Origin of the sequence: Modestobacter sp. VKM Ac-2984 (assembly GCF_026967985.1) — a bacterium.
In the GTDB taxonomy this organism is placed as follows: Bacteria; Actinomycetota; Actinomycetes; order Mycobacteriales; family Geodermatophilaceae; genus Modestobacter.
Map to the genome: position 1 here is coordinate 256404 of NZ_JAPVBJ010000005.1, position 15872 is coordinate 272275.

16 protein-coding genes are annotated in these 15872 nt (G+C 74.3%); 14 read left to right on the forward strand and 2 right to left on the reverse strand.

Going from position 1 to position 15872, the window contains the following annotated elements:
- Position 1 precedes the first annotated feature (1 nt).
- The 10 genes from sucD (at position 2) to O2W16_RS13015 (ending at position 9498) form a co-directional block, all read left to right on the forward strand.
- Positions 2 to 880: a succinate--CoA ligase subunit alpha gene (sucD, locus tag O2W16_RS12970; protein ID WP_269159218.1), complete on the forward strand. Its 879-nt coding sequence runs from the start codon at positions 2 to 4 to the stop codon at positions 878 to 880.
- A 106-nt stretch (positions 881 to 986) separates the two neighbouring features.
- Positions 987 to 1829: a hypothetical protein gene (locus O2W16_RS12975; RefSeq protein ID WP_269159219.1), complete on the forward strand. Its 843-nt coding sequence runs from the start codon at positions 987 to 989 to the stop codon at positions 1827 to 1829.
- A gap of 85 nt (positions 1830 to 1914) precedes the next feature.
- A complete protein-coding gene (locus O2W16_RS12980) occupies positions 1915 to 3102 on the forward strand; it encodes a cell division protein PerM (RefSeq protein ID WP_269159220.1) in 1188 nt (395 codons plus the stop codon).
- Positions 3103 to 3151: 49 nt separating this feature from the next.
- Entirely contained in the window at positions 3152 to 3790 is a 639-nt protein-coding gene (gene purN, locus O2W16_RS12985) for a phosphoribosylglycinamide formyltransferase (RefSeq protein WP_269159221.1), read from the forward strand.
- Positions 3787 to 5337 carry a bifunctional phosphoribosylaminoimidazolecarboxamide formyltransferase/IMP cyclohydrolase gene (purH, locus tag O2W16_RS12990; RefSeq protein WP_269159222.1) on the forward strand — a complete coding sequence of 517 codons (1551 nt, stop codon included), beginning with the start codon at positions 3787 to 3789 and terminating at the stop codon, positions 5335 to 5337. Before purN ends, purH begins: the two co-directional genes overlap by 4 nt.
- Positions 5337 to 5957 (forward strand): pentapeptide repeat-containing protein, encoded by a 621-nt coding sequence (locus O2W16_RS12995; RefSeq protein ID WP_269159223.1) that lies wholly within the window; start codon positions 5337 to 5339, stop codon positions 5955 to 5957. Before purH ends, O2W16_RS12995 begins: the two co-directional genes overlap by 1 nt.
- Before the next feature lie 37 nt (positions 5958 to 5994).
- A complete protein-coding gene (locus tag O2W16_RS13000) occupies positions 5995 to 6864 on the forward strand; it encodes a bifunctional methylenetetrahydrofolate dehydrogenase/methenyltetrahydrofolate cyclohydrolase (RefSeq protein WP_269159224.1) in 870 nt (289 codons plus the stop codon).
- Positions 6861 to 7187 carry a DUF3017 domain-containing protein gene (locus tag O2W16_RS13005; RefSeq protein WP_269159225.1) on the forward strand — a complete coding sequence of 109 codons (327 nt, stop codon included), beginning with the start codon at positions 6861 to 6863 and terminating at the stop codon, positions 7185 to 7187. Before O2W16_RS13000 ends, O2W16_RS13005 begins: the two co-directional genes overlap by 4 nt.
- Before the next feature lie 59 nt (positions 7188 to 7246).
- Positions 7247 to 8200 carry a malate dehydrogenase gene (gene mdh, locus O2W16_RS13010; RefSeq protein ID WP_269159226.1) on the forward strand — a complete coding sequence of 318 codons (954 nt, stop codon included), beginning with the start codon at positions 7247 to 7249 and terminating at the stop codon, positions 8198 to 8200.
- Positions 8201 to 8283: 83 nt separating this feature from the next.
- The gene (locus O2W16_RS13015) at positions 8284 to 9498 is read left to right on the forward strand and encodes an NADP-dependent isocitrate dehydrogenase (protein ID WP_269159227.1); all 1215 of its coding nucleotides are present in this window, start codon (positions 8284 to 8286) and stop codon (positions 9496 to 9498) included.
- A gap of 116 nt (positions 9499 to 9614) precedes the next feature.
- Here O2W16_RS13015 and O2W16_RS13020 read toward each other — a convergent pair whose 3' ends face one another.
- Positions 9615 to 10514, reverse strand: coding sequence for a CAP domain-containing protein (locus O2W16_RS13020; protein ID WP_269159228.1), 900 nt, complete (start codon positions 10512 to 10514; stop codon positions 9615 to 9617).
- Between the two features lie 199 nt (positions 10515 to 10713).
- Here O2W16_RS13020 and O2W16_RS13025 point away from each other — a divergent pair, with 199 nt between their 5' ends.
- Positions 10714 to 12045, forward strand: a complete 1332-nt coding sequence (locus O2W16_RS13025; RefSeq protein WP_269159229.1) for a hemolysin family protein — start codon at positions 10714 to 10716, stop codon at positions 12043 to 12045.
- Positions 12046 to 12058: 13 nt separating this feature from the next.
- Here the strand turns inward: O2W16_RS13025 and galE are convergent, their stop codons facing one another.
- Positions 12059 to 13015 carry a UDP-glucose 4-epimerase GalE gene (gene galE, locus O2W16_RS13030; protein WP_269159230.1) on the reverse strand — a complete coding sequence of 319 codons (957 nt, stop codon included), beginning with the start codon at positions 13013 to 13015 and terminating at the stop codon, positions 12059 to 12061.
- Between the two features lie 60 nt (positions 13016 to 13075).
- On the opposite strand from galE, the gene hisC reads away from it, so the two are divergent.
- Genes hisC through O2W16_RS13045 form a run of 3 tightly spaced genes read left to right on the forward strand, consistent with a single transcriptional unit; the run spans position 13076 to position 15840 of the window.
- A complete protein-coding gene (gene hisC, locus O2W16_RS13035) occupies positions 13076 to 14200 on the forward strand; it encodes a histidinol-phosphate transaminase (RefSeq protein ID WP_269159231.1) in 1125 nt (374 codons plus the stop codon).
- 27 nt (positions 14201 to 14227) lie between these two features.
- Positions 14228 to 15253 carry a tryptophan--tRNA ligase gene (gene trpS / locus O2W16_RS13040; protein ID WP_442928914.1) on the forward strand — a complete coding sequence of 342 codons (1026 nt, stop codon included), beginning with the start codon at positions 14228 to 14230 and terminating at the stop codon, positions 15251 to 15253.
- Entirely contained in the window at positions 15250 to 15840 is a 591-nt protein-coding gene (locus O2W16_RS13045) for a 2'-5' RNA ligase family protein (RefSeq protein WP_269159233.1), read from the forward strand. The genes trpS and O2W16_RS13045 overlap by 4 nt, the downstream gene beginning before the upstream one ends.
- The last annotated feature ends 32 nt before the right edge of the window (positions 15841 to 15872 follow it).

Below are 15872 nucleotides of genomic sequence, written 5' to 3' on the forward strand. Positions count from 1 at the left end.
GATGTCGATCTTCCTCACCGAGAACAGCAAGGTCATCGTCCAGGGCATCACCGGATCCGAGGGCCGCAAGCACACCCAGCGGATGCTCGCCTCCGGCACCGCCGTCGTCGGTGGCGTGAACCCGAGCAAGGCCGGTCAGACCGTGGACTTCGACGGCACGTCCGTCCCCGTCTTCGGCTCCGTCGCCGAGGCGATGAAGGAGACCGGGGCCGACGTCACCGTCGTCTTCGTGCCGCCGAAGTTCGCCAAGGGCGCCGTCATCGAGGCCGTGGACGCCCAGATCGGGATGGCCGTGGTCATCACCGAGGGCATCCCGGTGCACGACTCGACCTACTTCTGGGCGCACGCCCAGGGCGGCTCGACCCGGATCATCGGCCCGAACTGCCCCGGGCTGATCAGCCCCGGGCGGTCCAACGCCGGCATCATCCCGGCGAACATCACCCAGGCCGGCAAGATCGGCCTGGTCAGCAAGTCCGGCACGCTGACCTACCAGATGATGTACGAGCTCCGGGACATCGGCTTCTCCACCGCCGTCGGCATCGGCGGTGACCCGGTCATCGGGACGACGCACATCGACTGCCTCCAGGCGTTCCAGGACGACCCGGAGACCGAGGCGATCGTGATGATCGGCGAGATCGGCGGCGACGCCGAGGAGCGCGCGGCGGACTTCATCAAGGCCAACGTGACCAAGCCGGTCGTCGGCTACGTCGCCGGGTTCACCGCTCCCGAGGGCAAGACGATGGGCCACGCCGGCGCCATCGTCTCCGGCTCGGCGGGCACCGCGGCGGCCAAGCAGGAGGCCCTCGAGGCCGCCGGGGTCAGGGTCGGCAAGACGCCGTCGGAGACCGCTCGCCTCATGCGGGAGATCGTCGGCGGCTGACGCCACCGACCGCGTCCCACCGCCACTGCCCGGCCCCTCTCCGGAGGCGCCGGGCAGTGGCGTCCCCAGGGGTCTCCGCTGCGCGCGAGACGGCGGAGACTCCCTGGTGCCCGTCCGCACGCACGCCGAGGAGAGCACGATGACGCCGAGTGGCCCGGCCCAGCCTCCTGTGGGGCCCCAGCAGCCGGGCGGTCCGCCCTCGGGTGCGCGGGCCGCGGGCTCCGGCTTCGACCGGAGCCGGCTGGGGGCGGCCGACGTGCTGGTGGCCGGGGGAGCCCTCCTCTACGTGCTCGTCGGCTTCCTCCCGTGGGCCTCGGTCAGCTTCGACTTCGTCGGCCGGATCACCGCCAGCGGGTACGAGTACTCCGGGCTGGTCGTGCTCAGCGCGCTGTTGCTGCTGGCCGCCGGAGCGTGGGCGTTGCTCCCCGCGGTCCGGCCGGACCGGGGCGGCTCGCTGCGCGCCGCGCCGACCGTCGTCCTGGCCGCGCTGGCCCTGCTCTGCACGCTCATCGCCTGGCTGCGGAGCGCGGACTACGGCTTCCAGCTCCCCGCCCTGCTCGGTGTCCTCCTCGCCGCCGCCGTGACCGTCCTGGCCGCGCTGTCCCTGCTGCCCGAGCTCCGCGAGGCGTCCGTCCTCCGGGGTGGGCAGGCCCATCCCGGGGAGGGGGCCGGGGAGAGTGGGTCGCCGCAGCACCGGCCGGCGTCCGGGTACCGGCCACCGGCGGACCCCGAGCAGCCGCAGTACGGCCGCCCGCACTACGGGCAGCCGGTGGCCTTCGGGCAGCCGCAGTACGCGCAGCCGCAGCACGAGCCGCCGCAGTACGGGCGCCCGGAGTACGGGCAGCCCGAAGCCCACTGGCAGCGGCCGGCCCCGGCGCCGTCGGCCGGCGGGGCGACCGCCGAGGACCCGGCGGACCCGGATCGACCACGCCCCGCTGCCGGCCGCTGACCCCCCGCCACGGGTCGGGCCGTGACTTGAGTCGCCCCGGCGCGTGCGCCACGCCGGGCCTCCTGCACCTTGCGACAGTGAGGGGGTGACCTCCCTGCTGGCGCGTCTGCCCTCCGTCGGGTCGGGGGAGCGTCGCGGTCGGTTCACCGGCCTCCTGGCCGCGGCCGCCGCGCTGGCCGTGTCGGCGCTGGGCCTCGCCGGCCTGACCCTCGCCGTCGTCGTCGTCCAGACCCTGGACCCCGACGGCGGGCTGCCCCTGACCTCCTCCGCGCGGGTGGCGGGCCGGCTGTGGCTGCTCGCACAGGGCGCGGAGCTCCGGCTCCCCTCGGGCCCGCTGCGGCTCGCGCCGCTGGCCCTGACGGTGGCGATCGCCTGGGGGCTCAGCCGGGCCGCGGGCTCGATGGTGGCCCTCCGACGAGTGCGCACCGGCGGCGGGGCGGCCGCGGTGCTGGCGGTCGTCGTCGCCGTCCACGTCGCCCTCGCCACCGGCCTCGCCCTGGTCCTGGACGCCCCGGGTGCCTCGGTCGCCCTGCCGCGCGCGGTGCTGGGCGCCGGCGTCGTCGCGCTCGTCGCCGGTGGGCTGGGGGTGCTGCGCGACTCCGGCCTGGGTGCGGAGCTGGTCGACCGGCTCCCCGGTCCCGGGCGGGTGGTGCTGCGCGCGGTGGCCGCCGGGACCCTGGCGCTGGCCGCCTGCTGCACCGCGGTGATCGCCGTGGCCCTCGTCGACGACGTGGCGGGGCTCGGCCGGATCGTCACCGGCCTCGGTGGCGCCGGTGCCGGAGCCGCCGGGCAGGTCGGGCTCAGCCTGCTGGTGCTGCCCAACGCCGTCGGCGCGGTGATGGGCCTGGCCGCCGGCCCCGGCTTCCTGGTGGGCGCCGGGACCTTCGTGTCCACCAGCGGGGTGACGCTGGGCAGCGTGCCCGCGCTGCCGCTGCTGGCCGCGCTGCCCGACACCCAGGCGGTGCCGCTGCTGGCCTTCCTCTCCCAGGTCCTGCCCGCGGTGGCCGGCCTCGTCGCGGGTGCGGTCATCGGTCGCCGGCTCGGCGACGACGACGGCGGCACGGTGATCGCGGCCCTGTGGGGCGTGGTCGCCGGGCTGGGCGTGGGCGCCTGCGCCGGGCTGTGGGTGCTGGTCGCCGGCGGCCGGCTCGGTGATGCGGCGCTGGCCGAGGTGGGTGCGCCGGCCCTGGCCACGGGACTGGCGATCGCCGCGCAGGCGGCCCTCGCCGCCGCCGTGGCCGCCGCCGTCAGCCGCTGGCGCGCGCGGGGCTGAGCCCGGCCGCGGTCGGCCCGGCCGGAGGCGACGGCTAGGGTTGGCGAACGTGTCCGCCGACGCAGCCGTCCCGCGGTCCCGCGTCGTCGTCCTGTTGTCCGGGGCCGGCACGCTGTGCGCGGCGCTGCTGTCCGCCGCGGCCTCGCCGGGCTACCCCGCCGAGGTGGTCGCCGTCGGCTCCGACCGCGCGGACGCCCCCGGCCTGGCGCACGCCCGCGATGCCGGCGTCCCCACGTTCGTCACCGCCCTGCGGGACGCCCCCGACCGGCCCGGCTGGGACGCCGCCCTGGCCGCGGAACTGACCCGGCACCGGCCCGACTGGGTCGTCTGCGCCGGCTTCATGAGGCTGCTGGGCGCGGCCGTCCTGGACGCGTTCGGTGGCCGGGTGCTCAACAGCCACCCGGCGCTGCTGCCGGCCTTCCCCGGCGCGCACGCCGTCCGGGACGCGCTGGCCGCGGGCGTCCCCACCACCGGCGCGACCGTCCACCTCGTCGACGCCGGCGTCGACACCGGCCCGGTCCTGGCCCAGCGCCCGGTCCCGGTGCTGCCCGGGGACGACGAGGAACGCCTGCACGAGCGGATCAAGACCGTGGAGCGGGAGCTCCTGGTGCAGACCCTGGCCGGCCTCGTGGTCCAGGCCGACGGGCTGTCCCCGACCGACCCACCGACCCAGGAGAGCACCCGATGAGCGACCGCACCCCCGTCCGCCGCGCCCTGCTCGGCGTCTACGACAAGAACGGCGTCGAAGAGCTCGCCCGCGGGCTGGTGGACGCCGGGGTGGAGCTGGTCAGCACCGGCGCCACCGCGGCCCGGATCGCCGCCGCCGGTCTGCCGGTCACCCCCGTCGAGCAGGTCACCGGTTTCCCCGAGTGCCTGGACGGCCGGGTCAAGACGCTGCACCCGGCGGTGCACGCCGGCATCCTCGCCGACCGGCGCCGGCCCGAGCACGTCGTTCAGCTCGACGAGCTCGGCATCGCCGCCTTCGACCTGGTCGTGGTGAACCTCTACCCGTTCAGCGACACGGTGGCCTCCGGTGCCTCGCCGGACGAGTGCATCGAGCAGATCGACATCGGCGGCCCGGCGATGGTGCGCGCCGCGGCGAAGAACCACCCCTCGGTCGCCGTCGTCGTCGACCCGGGCCGCTACGACGAGGTGGTCGAGGCGGTCACGGCCGGCGGGTTCACCCTGGCCCAGCGGCGGGAGCTGGCGGCCGAGGCGTTCCGGCACACCGCCGCCTACGACGTCGCCGTCGCCTCCTGGATGGGCAACGTGCTGGCCCCGGACGACGCGAGCGGCTTCCCCGAGTGGGTCGGCGGGAGCTGGGAGCGCACCGAGGTCCTGCGCTACGGCGAGAACCCGCACCAGGGCGCGGCGCTGTACCGCAGCGGGCAGTCGGGTCTGGCGGACGCCGAGCAGCTGCACGGCAAGCAGATGTCGTACAACAACTACGTCGACACCGACGCCGCCTGGCGGGCCGCCCACGACCACGCCGATCCCTGCGTGGCGATCATCAAGCACGCCAACCCCTGCGGGATCGCCGTCGGCGCCGACATCGCCGCCGCCCACCGGAAGGCGCACGCCTGCGACCCGGTCTCGGCGTTCGGTGGCGTGATCGCGGCCAACCGTGAGGTCGACCTGACCCTGGCCGAGCAGATCTCCGAGGTCTTCACCGAGGTCGTCGTCGCCCCCTCGTTCACCCAGGACGCCCTCGGCGTGCTGACGGCGAAGAAGAACATCCGGCTGCTGCGCATGCCGGAGGCGCCGCGGCTGTCGGTGGAGCTGCGCGCGATCAGCGGCGGGCTGCTGCTGCAGACCGCCGACCGGATCGACGCACCCGGCGACGACCCGACCAGTTGGACGCTGGCCGCGGGTGCCCCGCTGGACGCCGCCGGGCTGGACGACCTGGTGTTCGCCTGGCGGGCGGTCCGCTCGGTGAAGAGCAACGCCATCCTGCTGGCGGCCGACAAGGCCACCGTCGGGGTCGGCATGGGGCAGGTCAACCGGGTCGACTCCGCCCGGCTCGCGGTGGCCCGGGCAGGGGAGCGGGCGACCGGCTCGGTGGCCGCCTCTGACGCGTTCTTCCCCTTCGCCGACGGGCTGCAGGTGCTGCTGGACGCCGGGGTGCGGGCCGTGGTGCAGCCGGGCGGTTCGGTGCGGGACGAGGAGGTCGTCGCTGCCGCGCAGGCCGCCGGGGTGACGCTCTACCTCACCGGCACCCGCCACTTCGCCCACTGATGCCGGACCCGCAGCCGCCGGAGCCGGGCACCGTCTGGGAGGGCGAGGACCTCGCCCGGGTCGACTGGGACTGGGCCCGGCTGGAGCAGGTCACGTTCATCGACTGCCGGTTCGACGACGCCGACATGTCCGAGCTGGTCACCACGCGGTGCGTGTTCGAGCGTTGCGTGCTCACCGGGGCGGCGCTGTCGGGCTCCCGGCACGAGGGGACGGCGTTCCTCTCCTGCCGGTTCGACCGGGCGAAGCTCTCCAACGTCACCTGGACCGGGTGCAAGCTCACCGGCTCGCAGTTCCCCGGCGCCACGCTGCGGCCGATGACCTCGAGCGAGTGCGACTGGTCCTACGTGTCGCTGCGGGGCGTGGACCTCTCCGGTGTCGACCTCTCCGGCCAGAAGCTGACCGAGGCCGACCTGACCGACACCGTGCTGACCGACGCCGACCTGACCCGGGCCGACCTGCGGCGGGCCCGGCTGCAGTCGACCCAGCTGCGCGGGGCGGACCTGCGCGGTGCCCAGACCGACGGCGTCAACTGGCGGGGGTTCGACCCCACCGGGGTGCGGCTGGACCTGGCCCAGGCCGTGCTGTTCACCAGCGCCCACGGCGCCCTGGTGGCCGGCTGAGCGAGTCCGGCGAGGTGCGTCGGGCAGACTGCACCCCGTGGTGGCGACGACTCTGGACGGCAAGGCGACCGCGGCGACGATCCGGGCGGAGCTGACTGAGCGGGTGGCGGCCCTCGCCGCGGCCGGACGGCGGCCGGGCCTGGGCACCCTGCTGGTCGGTGACGACCCGGGCAGCCGCTGGTACGTCGGCGCCAAGCACTCCGACTGCGCGCAGGTCGGCATCGCGAGCATCCAGCGGGAGCTGCCGGCCACCGCCGACCTCGCCGAGGTGCTCGCCGTCGTCGACGAGCTCAACGCCGACCCGGCCTGCACCGGCTACATCGTGCAGCTGCCCCTGCCGCGGGGCATCGACGAGAGCGTCGTGCTCGAGCGGATCGACCCGGCCAAGGACGCCGACGGCCTGCACCCGGTGAACCTCGGCCGGCTGGTGCTCGGCGTCCCCGGGGCGCTGCCCTGCACGCCGGTCGGGATCGTCGAGCTGCTCCGCCGCTTCGACGTCCCGCTGGCCGGCGCGGAGGTGGTCGTGGTCGGCCGCGGCATCACCGTCGGCCGACCGCTGGGTCTGCTGCTCACCCGGCGCACCGAGAACGCGACCGTGACCCTCTGCCACACCGGCACCCGGGACCTGGCCGCGCACACCCGCGCGGCCGACGTCGTCGTCGCGGCGGCCGGCGTCCCGGGGCTGATCACCGCCGACATGGTCAAGCCCGGCGCGGCCGTGCTCGACGTGGGGGTCAGCCGGGTCGACGGCAAGATCGCCGGCGACGTCGCCGCGGACGTGCGCGAGGTGGCCGGCTTCGTGGCCCCCAACCCCGGCGGCGTCGGCCCGATGACCCGGGCGATGCTGCTGGCCAACGTCGTCCTGGCCGCTGAGCAGGCCACCGGGGTCGAGGTGCTGACGGCATGACCCGGCCCGCCGGCGGGACCCCACCCACCCGGCCGCCGCTCTACCTGCGCCGACCGCTGCTGGCCGGCTTCCTCCGGCAGTGGCCGCTGCTGGCCGTCATCGTCGTCGCCGGGGCCGGGCTGCTGCTCGTCGCGGTCGACCGGTGGCGTCCGGGCCTGGTCGTGATGGGGGTCGCGCTGATCGCCGCGGCCACGCTGCGGCTGCTGCTCCCGCTGCGCCGCACCGGCTTCCTCGCCGTCCGCAGCCAGCGCATCGACGTCGCCCTGACGGGCTCCGCCGGCGTCGCCCTCGTGGTCCTGGCCCTGGGCATCCCGCCCGCCTGACCGGTCCGGTGCGGCCCCCGCATGGCCGGACGACGCCGCTCGGGGCTAGGTTGGCGGGCATGGCAGAGCGGGCCCGGAACGGCAAGGTGACCGTGGTCGGTGCCGGTTTCTACGGCTCGACCACCGCATTGCGACTGGCGGAGTACGACCTGTTCGAGACGGTCGTGCTCACCGACATCGTGGAGGGGAAGCCCGAGGGGCTGGCGCTGGACATCAACCAGTCGCGCCCGATCGAGGGGTTCGAGACCCGGGTGGTGGGGGTCGGCGGCGGCTCGTACGCGGGCACCGAGGGCTCCGACGTCGTGGTGATCACCGCGGGCCTGCCCCGCAAGCCCGGCATGAGCCGGATGGACCTGATCGAGACCAACGCCGGCATCGTCCGCCAGGTCGCCGAGAACGTCGCACAGACCTCCCCGGACGCCGTCGTCATCGTCGTGTCCAACCCGTTGGACGAGATGACCGCCCTGGCGCAGCTGGCCACCGGCTTCCCGAAGGCCCGGGTGATGGGCCAGGCCGGGATGCTGGACACCGCACGCTTCAGCAACAACGTCGCCGAGGAGCTCGGCGTCCCGGTCGCCTCCGTGCGCACGCTGACCCTGGGGTCGCACGGCGACACGATGGTCCCGGTGCCGTCCCGCTGCACCGTCGACGGCAAGCCGCTGTCCGACGCGCTGCCCGCCGACCGCATCGCGCACCTGGTCGACCGCACCCGCAACGGCGGGGCCGAGGTCGTGGCGCTGCTGAAGACCGGGTCCGCCTACTACGCGCCGTCCGCGGCAGCCGCCCGGATGGCCCGCGCCGTGATCTCCGACAGCGGCGCCGTGATGCCGGTGTGCGCCTGGGTCGACGGCGAGTACGGGATCGCCGGGGTCTACCTGGGGGTCGAGGCCGAGATCGGCCGAGAAGGTGTCCGGAAGGTCGTCGAGGGCGACCTCTCCGACAGTGAGCTGGCCGGTCTGCGCGAGGCCGCCGAGGCGGTACGCGCCAAGCAGGCCGATGTAGCCGACCTCTGAGAAAGGACCCCGCTGCCCCCCACCGCTCGCACGCTCGCGGCGGGGCCCTGCAGCGGGGCCACGAGTGCACAAAGGAGAACGACGTGAGCAAGATCAAGGTCGAGGGCAAGGTCGTCGAGCTCGACGGCGACGAGATGACCCGGATCATCTGGCAGTTCATCAAGGACCAGCTGATCCTCCCGTACCTCGACGTCGACCTCGAGTACTACGACCTCGGGATGGAGAACCGCGACGCGACCGACGACCAGGTCACCGTCGATGCGGCCAACGCCATCAAGCAGCACGGCGTCGGCGTCAAGTGCGCCACCATCACCCCGGACGAGGCGCGGGTCGAGGAGTTCGGCCTGAAGAAGATGTGGCGCTCCCCGAACGGGACGATCCGCAACATCCTCGGCGGCGTCATCTTCCGCGAGCCGATCATCATGCAGAACGTGCCGCGCCTGGTGCCGGGCTGGACCAAGCCGATCATCATCGGCCGCCACGCCTACGGCGACCAGTACCGCGCCACCGACTTCACGTTCCCCTCCGCGGGCACCTTGAAGGTCGTGTTCACCCCCGAGGACGGCGGTGAGCCGATCGAGCGCGAGGTCTTCCAGGCCCCCGGCGCCGGCGTCTCGCTGTCGATGTACAACCTCGACGACTCGATCCGCGACTTCGCCCGGGCCTCGCTGAACTACGGGCTCAACCGCGGCTACCCGGTCTACCTGTCCACGAAGAACACGATCCTGAAGGCCTACGACGGCCGGTTCAAGGACATCTTCGAGGAGGTCTTCCAGGCCGAGTTCAAGGAGCAGTTCGACGCGGCCGGGATCACCTACGAGCACCGGCTCATCGACGACATGGTCGCCGCCTCCCTCAAGTGGGAGGGCGGCTACGTCTGGGCGTGCAAGAACTACGACGGTGACGTGCAGTCCGACACCGTGGCCCAGGGCTTCGGCTCGCTCGGCCTGATGACGTCGGTGCTGGCCACCCCGGACGGCAAGACCGTCGAGGCCGAGGCCGCCCACGGCACGGTCACCCGGCACTACCGCCAGCACCAGCAGGGCAAGGAGACCTCGACGAACCCGATCGCGTCGATCTTCGCCTGGACCCGGGGCCTGGCCCACCGCGGCGTGCTCGACGGCACCCCCGAGGTGACCCGGTTCGCCGAGACCCTCGAGCGGGTCTGCATCGAGACCGTCGAGGGCGGTCAGATGACCAAGGACCTCGCGCTGCTGATCTCCAAGGACAGCCCGTGGCTGACCACCCAGGACTTCCTGGCGGCGATCGACACCAACCTGCAGAAGGCGATGGCCTGACGACAGTTGTCGTGATGACGGCCTGACAGTTGTAGTTCAGAACGGCCCCCGCGACCTCTGGTCGCGGGGGCCGTTCTGCGTTGGGGGCGGGCCGAGATCGGGCTGGTGGTGGGGGCTCAGGCACCGAAGAGCTGGGTCCACCACGGGCCGCCGGAACCGGTGGCGACCCCGACCCCCAGCGTGCGCAGGTCGCAGTCGAGGATGTTCTCCCGGTGCCCGGGGCTGGTCATCCAGGCCGCCATCACCGCGGTCGCGTCGGGCTGGCCGGCGGCGATGTTCTCCGCCCGCGCGTGGCCCAGCCCAGCCGCGCGGGCGCGGGCGAAGGGGTCCAGTCCCTCGGGGTTCACGTGGGAGAAGTAGCCGCGGTCCCGCATGTCGGCGCTGTGCGCCCGGGCGACCGTGGCCAGGCCGGTGTCCGCGCTGACCGGGGCGCAGCCGGCGGCGGCCCGCTCGACGTTCACCAGGGCCAGCACCTGCCCCTCGGGCCCGGACGCCGCTGGTGCGGCCGCCGCTGCTGGCCGGGGGGCGGCCGCCGCGGCCGGCGGTGGTGCGGGCGCCGGCGCTGCCGCGGACGGTGCAGGAGCCCGGGGCGCAGGCGCGGCTGCCGGCGGCGGAGGCGGCGGAGGAGCGGGGGCCGGGCCCGGGGCACGGGCAGGGGCCGGGGGAGGACCCGGGGCCGGTGGGGGCGGCGGCGCCGGGGCCGCAGAGGTGGTCGCGGCGGTCGGCTCACCCGCACTGCCGGTCACCGGAGCGGGCGCAGTGCTGGACGGCGCAGGGTCGCTGGGAGAGGCAGGTGGTGCGGCGTCCGCCTGCTCGACGTCCGCGGCCCGGCGCTCGACGTCCGTGGCGCGCTGCTCGACGTGCGTGGCCTGCGAGGCGTCGTCCAGGCCGGGCAGGAGGCGGCCGCCCAGCACGGTGGTCAGGGCCACCGCGGCGACGACGACGGCGATCAGCAGGAGGACCCACCGCGACCGGAGGCGGCCGGCCGAGGACGGCGAGGTGAGGCGGAGCGGCACGTCTGCGTCCTCGTCAGTGGGATCGGGTCGTTACCCGGTCGAGGGTAGCCGTATGCGGACGGTGACCGAGGTGGTCGCGGGAGGGCCGCTGCGCGGGTGGGCCCGGCAGGGAGGCGCGGGCTGGCCCTCGGCCCAGCCACTACCGTGGGCGACTCCGGGCGTTCCCGGCACACCCCACATCTGGAGGAGCACGCCGCTCGTGAGCGACGTCTGGCTCAACATCGTCATGGTCTTCGCCTTCGTGCTGGTCGGCGGCGCGTTCTCCGGTGCCGAGATCGCGCTGGTGTCCCTCCGCGAGTCCCAGGTCCGAGCCCTGGCCGAGACCGGCCGGCGCGGGCAGGCGCTGAACAAGCTGCTCGCCGACCCCAACCAGTTCCTCGCCTCCGTCCAGGTCGGCGTCACGCTGGCCGGCTTCTTCTCCGCCGCGTTCGGCGCCAGCACCCTGTCCGGGCCGCTCGGCGACGTCCTGATCGGTTGGGGGGTGCAGCCCGGTGTGGCCGACCCGCTGTCCTTCGTCGCCGTCACCATCGCGATCAGCTACCTGTCCCTGGTCGTCGGCGAACTGACCCCCAAGCGGCTGGCCCTGCAGCGGGCCGAGGGCTTCTCGCTGGTGGTCGCCGCCCCGCTCAACGCCATCGCCAAGCTGTTCCGGCCGATCATCTGGCTGCTGTCGAAGTCCACGAACGTGCTGGTCCGCCTGCTGGGCGGTGACCCCCGGGCGAGCGGTGAGTCGATCAGCCAGGAGGAGCTGCGCGACCTGGTCGCCGCGCACGAGTCGCTGTCCAGCGACGAGCGCCGGCTGATCGACGAGGTGTTCCGGGCCGGCGACCGGGAGGTGCGCGAGGTGATGACCCCCCGCACCGAGGTGCACTTCCTGGAGGCCAGCATGACCGCCAGCCGGGCGGCCAAGCAGGTCGCGGACTCCAACTGGTCCCGCTATCCGGTGGTGGGCCGGAACGAGGACGACGTCGTCGGCTTCGTGCACGTGCGCGACCTGTTCCTGCCCACCCACCCGGCCGGGCGGGCGGCGACCGTGGGTGACCTCGCCCGCGAGATCAAGCAGCTGCCGGGCACCGCCGGCGTGCTGACCGCCCTGTCCCGGATGCGCAAGGAGAACCGGCACTTCGCGATCGTGGTCGACGAGTACGGCGGCACCGACGGCATCGTCACCCTGGAGGACCTCATCGAGGAGGTCATCGGGGACATCTACGACGAGTACGACGAGGACGTCGCGCCCGAGTCCGAGGAGCCGGCCGAGGGGCCGCACGAGGTGGACGGGCTGCTCAACCTCGACGACTTCGCCGGGGCGACGGGGCTGCAGCTGCCGGAGGGCCCGTACGAGACGGTGGCCGGCTACGTGCTCGCCGAGCTGGGGCGCCTGCCGGTGGTCGGGGACACCGTGACGGTCGAGGAGCGCACCCTGACGGTGCTCGAGCTCGACGGACGGCGGATCTCCCGGATCAGCGTCAGCGCCGCTCCGCAGCAGGACGACGACGACGCCGACAGGGCCGCGGAGTCCACCGCAGGCTGACGGTCGGGCCTGCTCAGGCCCGGCTGTTCGTGAACGCCCAGGCGTCGGCGACGATCTCGCCGAGGTCGGTGTGCTGCGGTGCCCAGCCGAGCTCGTCCTGGATCCGGGCGGAGCTGGCCACCAGCCGGGCCGGGTCGCCGGGCCGCCGGTCGCCGACGACGACCGGCACCTCGTGCCCGGTGACCTCCCGGACCGCGTCGACCATCTGCTGCACGGAGAACCCGGTGCCGCTGCCCAGGTTGTAGATGCGGTGCTCGCCCGGCGCCGGGGCCGGCAGCGCCAGCAGGTGGGCCGCGGCGAGGTCCTGGACGTGCACGTAGTCGCGGATGCAGGTGCCGTCGGGGGTCGGGTAGTCCGAGCCGTACACGGTGAGCGCCTCGCGGGTGCCGGAGGCGACCTGCAGGGCGATCGGGATCAGGTGGGTCTCGGTGGCGTGCCGCTCACCGACGCCGTAGGCCGCGCCGCCGACGTTGAAGTACCGCAGGCTGACCGCGGCGAAGGAGTGGGCCACCGCGTAGGAGGTCAGCATGGTGTCGACGGCGAGCTTGCTGGCGCCGTAGGTGTTGGTGGGCCGGGTCGGGGCGTCCTCGCGGATCGGCACCTCGTCGGGCTCGCCGTAGGTGGCCGCGGTCGAGGAGAAGACGATCCGCCGGCAGTCGACCGCGCGCATCGCCTCCAGCAGCGCCAGCGAGCCGCCGACGTTGGAGTGCCAGTAGACCTCCGGCGCGACCTGGCTCTGCGCGACCAGGCTCTTGGCCGCGAAGTGCAGCACCGCCTCGGGGCGCACGTCGGCCAGCACGGGCGCGGAGTCGTGCAGCGACGCCCGGACGAACCGGGCGCCTGCGGGGACGGCGTCCTCGTGGCCGGTCGACAGGTCGTCGAGCACCGTGACCTCGTGGCCGGCCTCCAGCAGGGCCGCCGTGACTACGCTGCCGATGTAGCCGGCCCCACCGGTGACGAGTACGCGCATGCCGCCAACCCTAGTGAGTCGCCCGGAGCAGCTCCGGCAACGACCGAGGAGGAGGAGTCCGTGGTCAGCGCCCGCCCTGCCGTGGCCGCCATGCCGGTCTACCGACCCGGCCGCAACCCCGCCGACCTGGCCCGCGAGATCGGTGTCGACCGTGCCGTGAAGCTGGCCAGCAACGAGGTCGCCTTCCCGCCGCTGCCGGCCGTCGTCCAGGCGATCGCCGCGACCGCGGGGGAGACGAACCGGTACCCCGACAACGGCGCCGTCGTCCTCACCCGGGCCCTGGCCGAGCGCTACGGCGTCGAGCCGGCGCAGGTGGCCACCGGCTGCGGTGCGGTCACCGTCTGCCAGCAGCTGGCCCAGGCCTACAACGAACCGGGCTCGAGCATCGCGTTCGCCTGGCGCTCCTTCGAGATGTACCCGCTGCTCGCCCAGGTCGCCGGGGCCCGGGCCCAGCAGGTGCCGCTGGTCCCGGGGACCCCCGGCGGGGCCGCGGACACCCACGACCTGGACGGGCTGGCCGCGGCGATCGACGACACGACCCGGCTGGTCTTCGTCTGCAACCCGAACAACCCGACCGGGACGGCGGTGCGGCGGCCGGAGCTGGAGCGCTTCCTGGACGCCGTCCCGGCGCAGACGCTGGTCGTGCTGGACGAGGCCTACCGCGAGTTCGTCACCGACCCCGACGTCCCCGACGGGGTCGAGCTGATGCGGGGTCGGCCCAACGTCGCCGTGCTGCGGACGTTCTCCAAGGCCTGGGGCCTGGCCGGCCTGCGGGTGGGCTACCTGCTCGCCGAGGACCCGGCCGTGGCCGACGCCGTCCGTCGTACCCAGGTGCCGTTCAGCGTCTCCTCCCTCGCCCAGGCCGCGGCGGTCGCGGCGCTGGCCAGTGAGGCCGAGGTGCGCGAGCGCTGTGCCGCCGTCACCACCGAACGCGCCCGGCTCACCGGGGCGCTGCGCGAGCGCGGGCTGTCGGTGGCCGACAGCCAGGCAAACTTCGTGTGGCTGCCGCTGGGGGAGCGTGCCGCCGAGGTCGCCGCTGCGCTCGAGGCGCGTGCGGTGATCACCCGGCCGTTCGCCGGTGAGGGGATCCGGGTCACCGTCGGCACCCCCGAGGAGGACGACGTCTTCCTCGGCGCGCTGGACGACGTCCTGACCAGCGCACCGGCGGGTGCTGCCGGAGCCTGAGCGGGCCCTGCTGGGGCGCGTGGTTCGATGGAGGACGTGCCTGCTCCCCGCGTGCTGTCCGGCATCCAGCCGACGGCGGACTCCTTCCACCTCGGCAACTTCCTGGGGGCACTGCGGCAGTGGGTCGCGCTGCAGGACGACCACGAGGCCTTCTACTGCGTCGTCGACCTGCACGCGATCACCGCGGAGCAGCCCGACCCGGCACTGCTGCGCGCGCGCACGCTGGCCTCCGCGGCGCAGCTGCTCGCGCTCGGGGTCGACCCGGACCGCAGTGCGCTGTTCGTGCAGAGCCACGTGCCCGAGCACGCGCAGCTGGCCTGGGTGCTCCAGTGCCTGACCGGCTTCGGTGAGGCCAGCCGGATGACCCAGTTCAAGGACAAGAGCTCCCGCGAGGGGGCCGGGACGACGTCGGTGGGGCTCTTCACCTACCCGGTGCTCCAGGCCGCCGACATCCTGCTGTACCAGGCTGCCCGGGTGCCGGTGGGTGAGGACCAGCGCCAGCACCTGGAGCTGACCCGCGACCTGGCTACCCGGTTCAACGGCCGGTACGGCGACACCTTCGCCCTCCCCGAGGCCTACGTGCCGCCAGGGGCGGCGAAGGTGCTGGACCTCCAGTCCCCGGACAAGAAGATGAGCAAGAGCCTCCCGCCGGCCGGCTGCATCAACCTCCTGGACGACCCGAAGGTGACGGCGAAGCGGATCCGCTCGGCGGTCACCGACACCGGCCGCGAGGTCGTGGCCGACCCGGTGGGGAAGCCCGGGGTGACGAACCTGCTGGCCATCCACTCGGCGCTGTCCGGGCAGAGCGTGGCGCAGCTGGGGGAGCACTTCGCCGGCCGCGGCTACGGCGACCTGAAGAAGGAGGTCGCCGAGGTCGTGACCGACGCCCTGGCCCCCGTCCAGCAGCGCACCGCCGAGCTGCTGGCCGACCCCGCCGAGCTCGAGCGCGTGCTCGCCGCCGGGGCGGCCCGGGCTCGCGAGGTGGCGGCCCCGACGCTGGCCACGGTCTACGAGCGGGTCGGCTTCCTCCCCGCCGTCGGGGCACCGACGTGAAGGACCGGCCGCTCCGGGCCGACGACACCTTCGTGCACCGGCTCGACGCCGGGACGTCGCCGGACACCGTCGTCCTCGGCGTCGTGGTGTCGGTCCCCGAGCCGTGGGCGCAACTGCTGGTCGAGTGGCGGGGCAAGTGCGGTGACCCCCAGGCCACCCTCGTGCCCCCGCACGTCACGCTGCTGCCGCCCACCGAGGTGCCGATCGGCTCGCGGCCGGCGATCACCGAGCACCTCGCCCGGGTGGCGGCGCAGCACCCACCGTTCGACATGCACCTGTCCGGCACGGGCACCTTCCGCCCGATCTCGGAGGTGGTCTTCGTGGCGGTCGCGCAGGGCATCGGTGACTGCGAGCTGATCGCGACCGACGTCCGGACCGGGCCGCTGGCCCGGCCGTTGAGCTTCCCGTACCACCCGCACGTCACCGTGGCCCACGACGTGCCGACCGACATGCTGGACCTGGCCTACGCCGGCCTGGCCGAGGTGCACGCGGAGTTCTGGGTCGACAGCTTCACCGAGTTCGAGCAGCTGCCCAGCGGGGCGTGGGCCGTCTCCCGCGAGTACCCGCTCACCGGCCCGCAGCACTGACCCGCGTCCGCGTCGGGCCGCTGCTGCGCGGG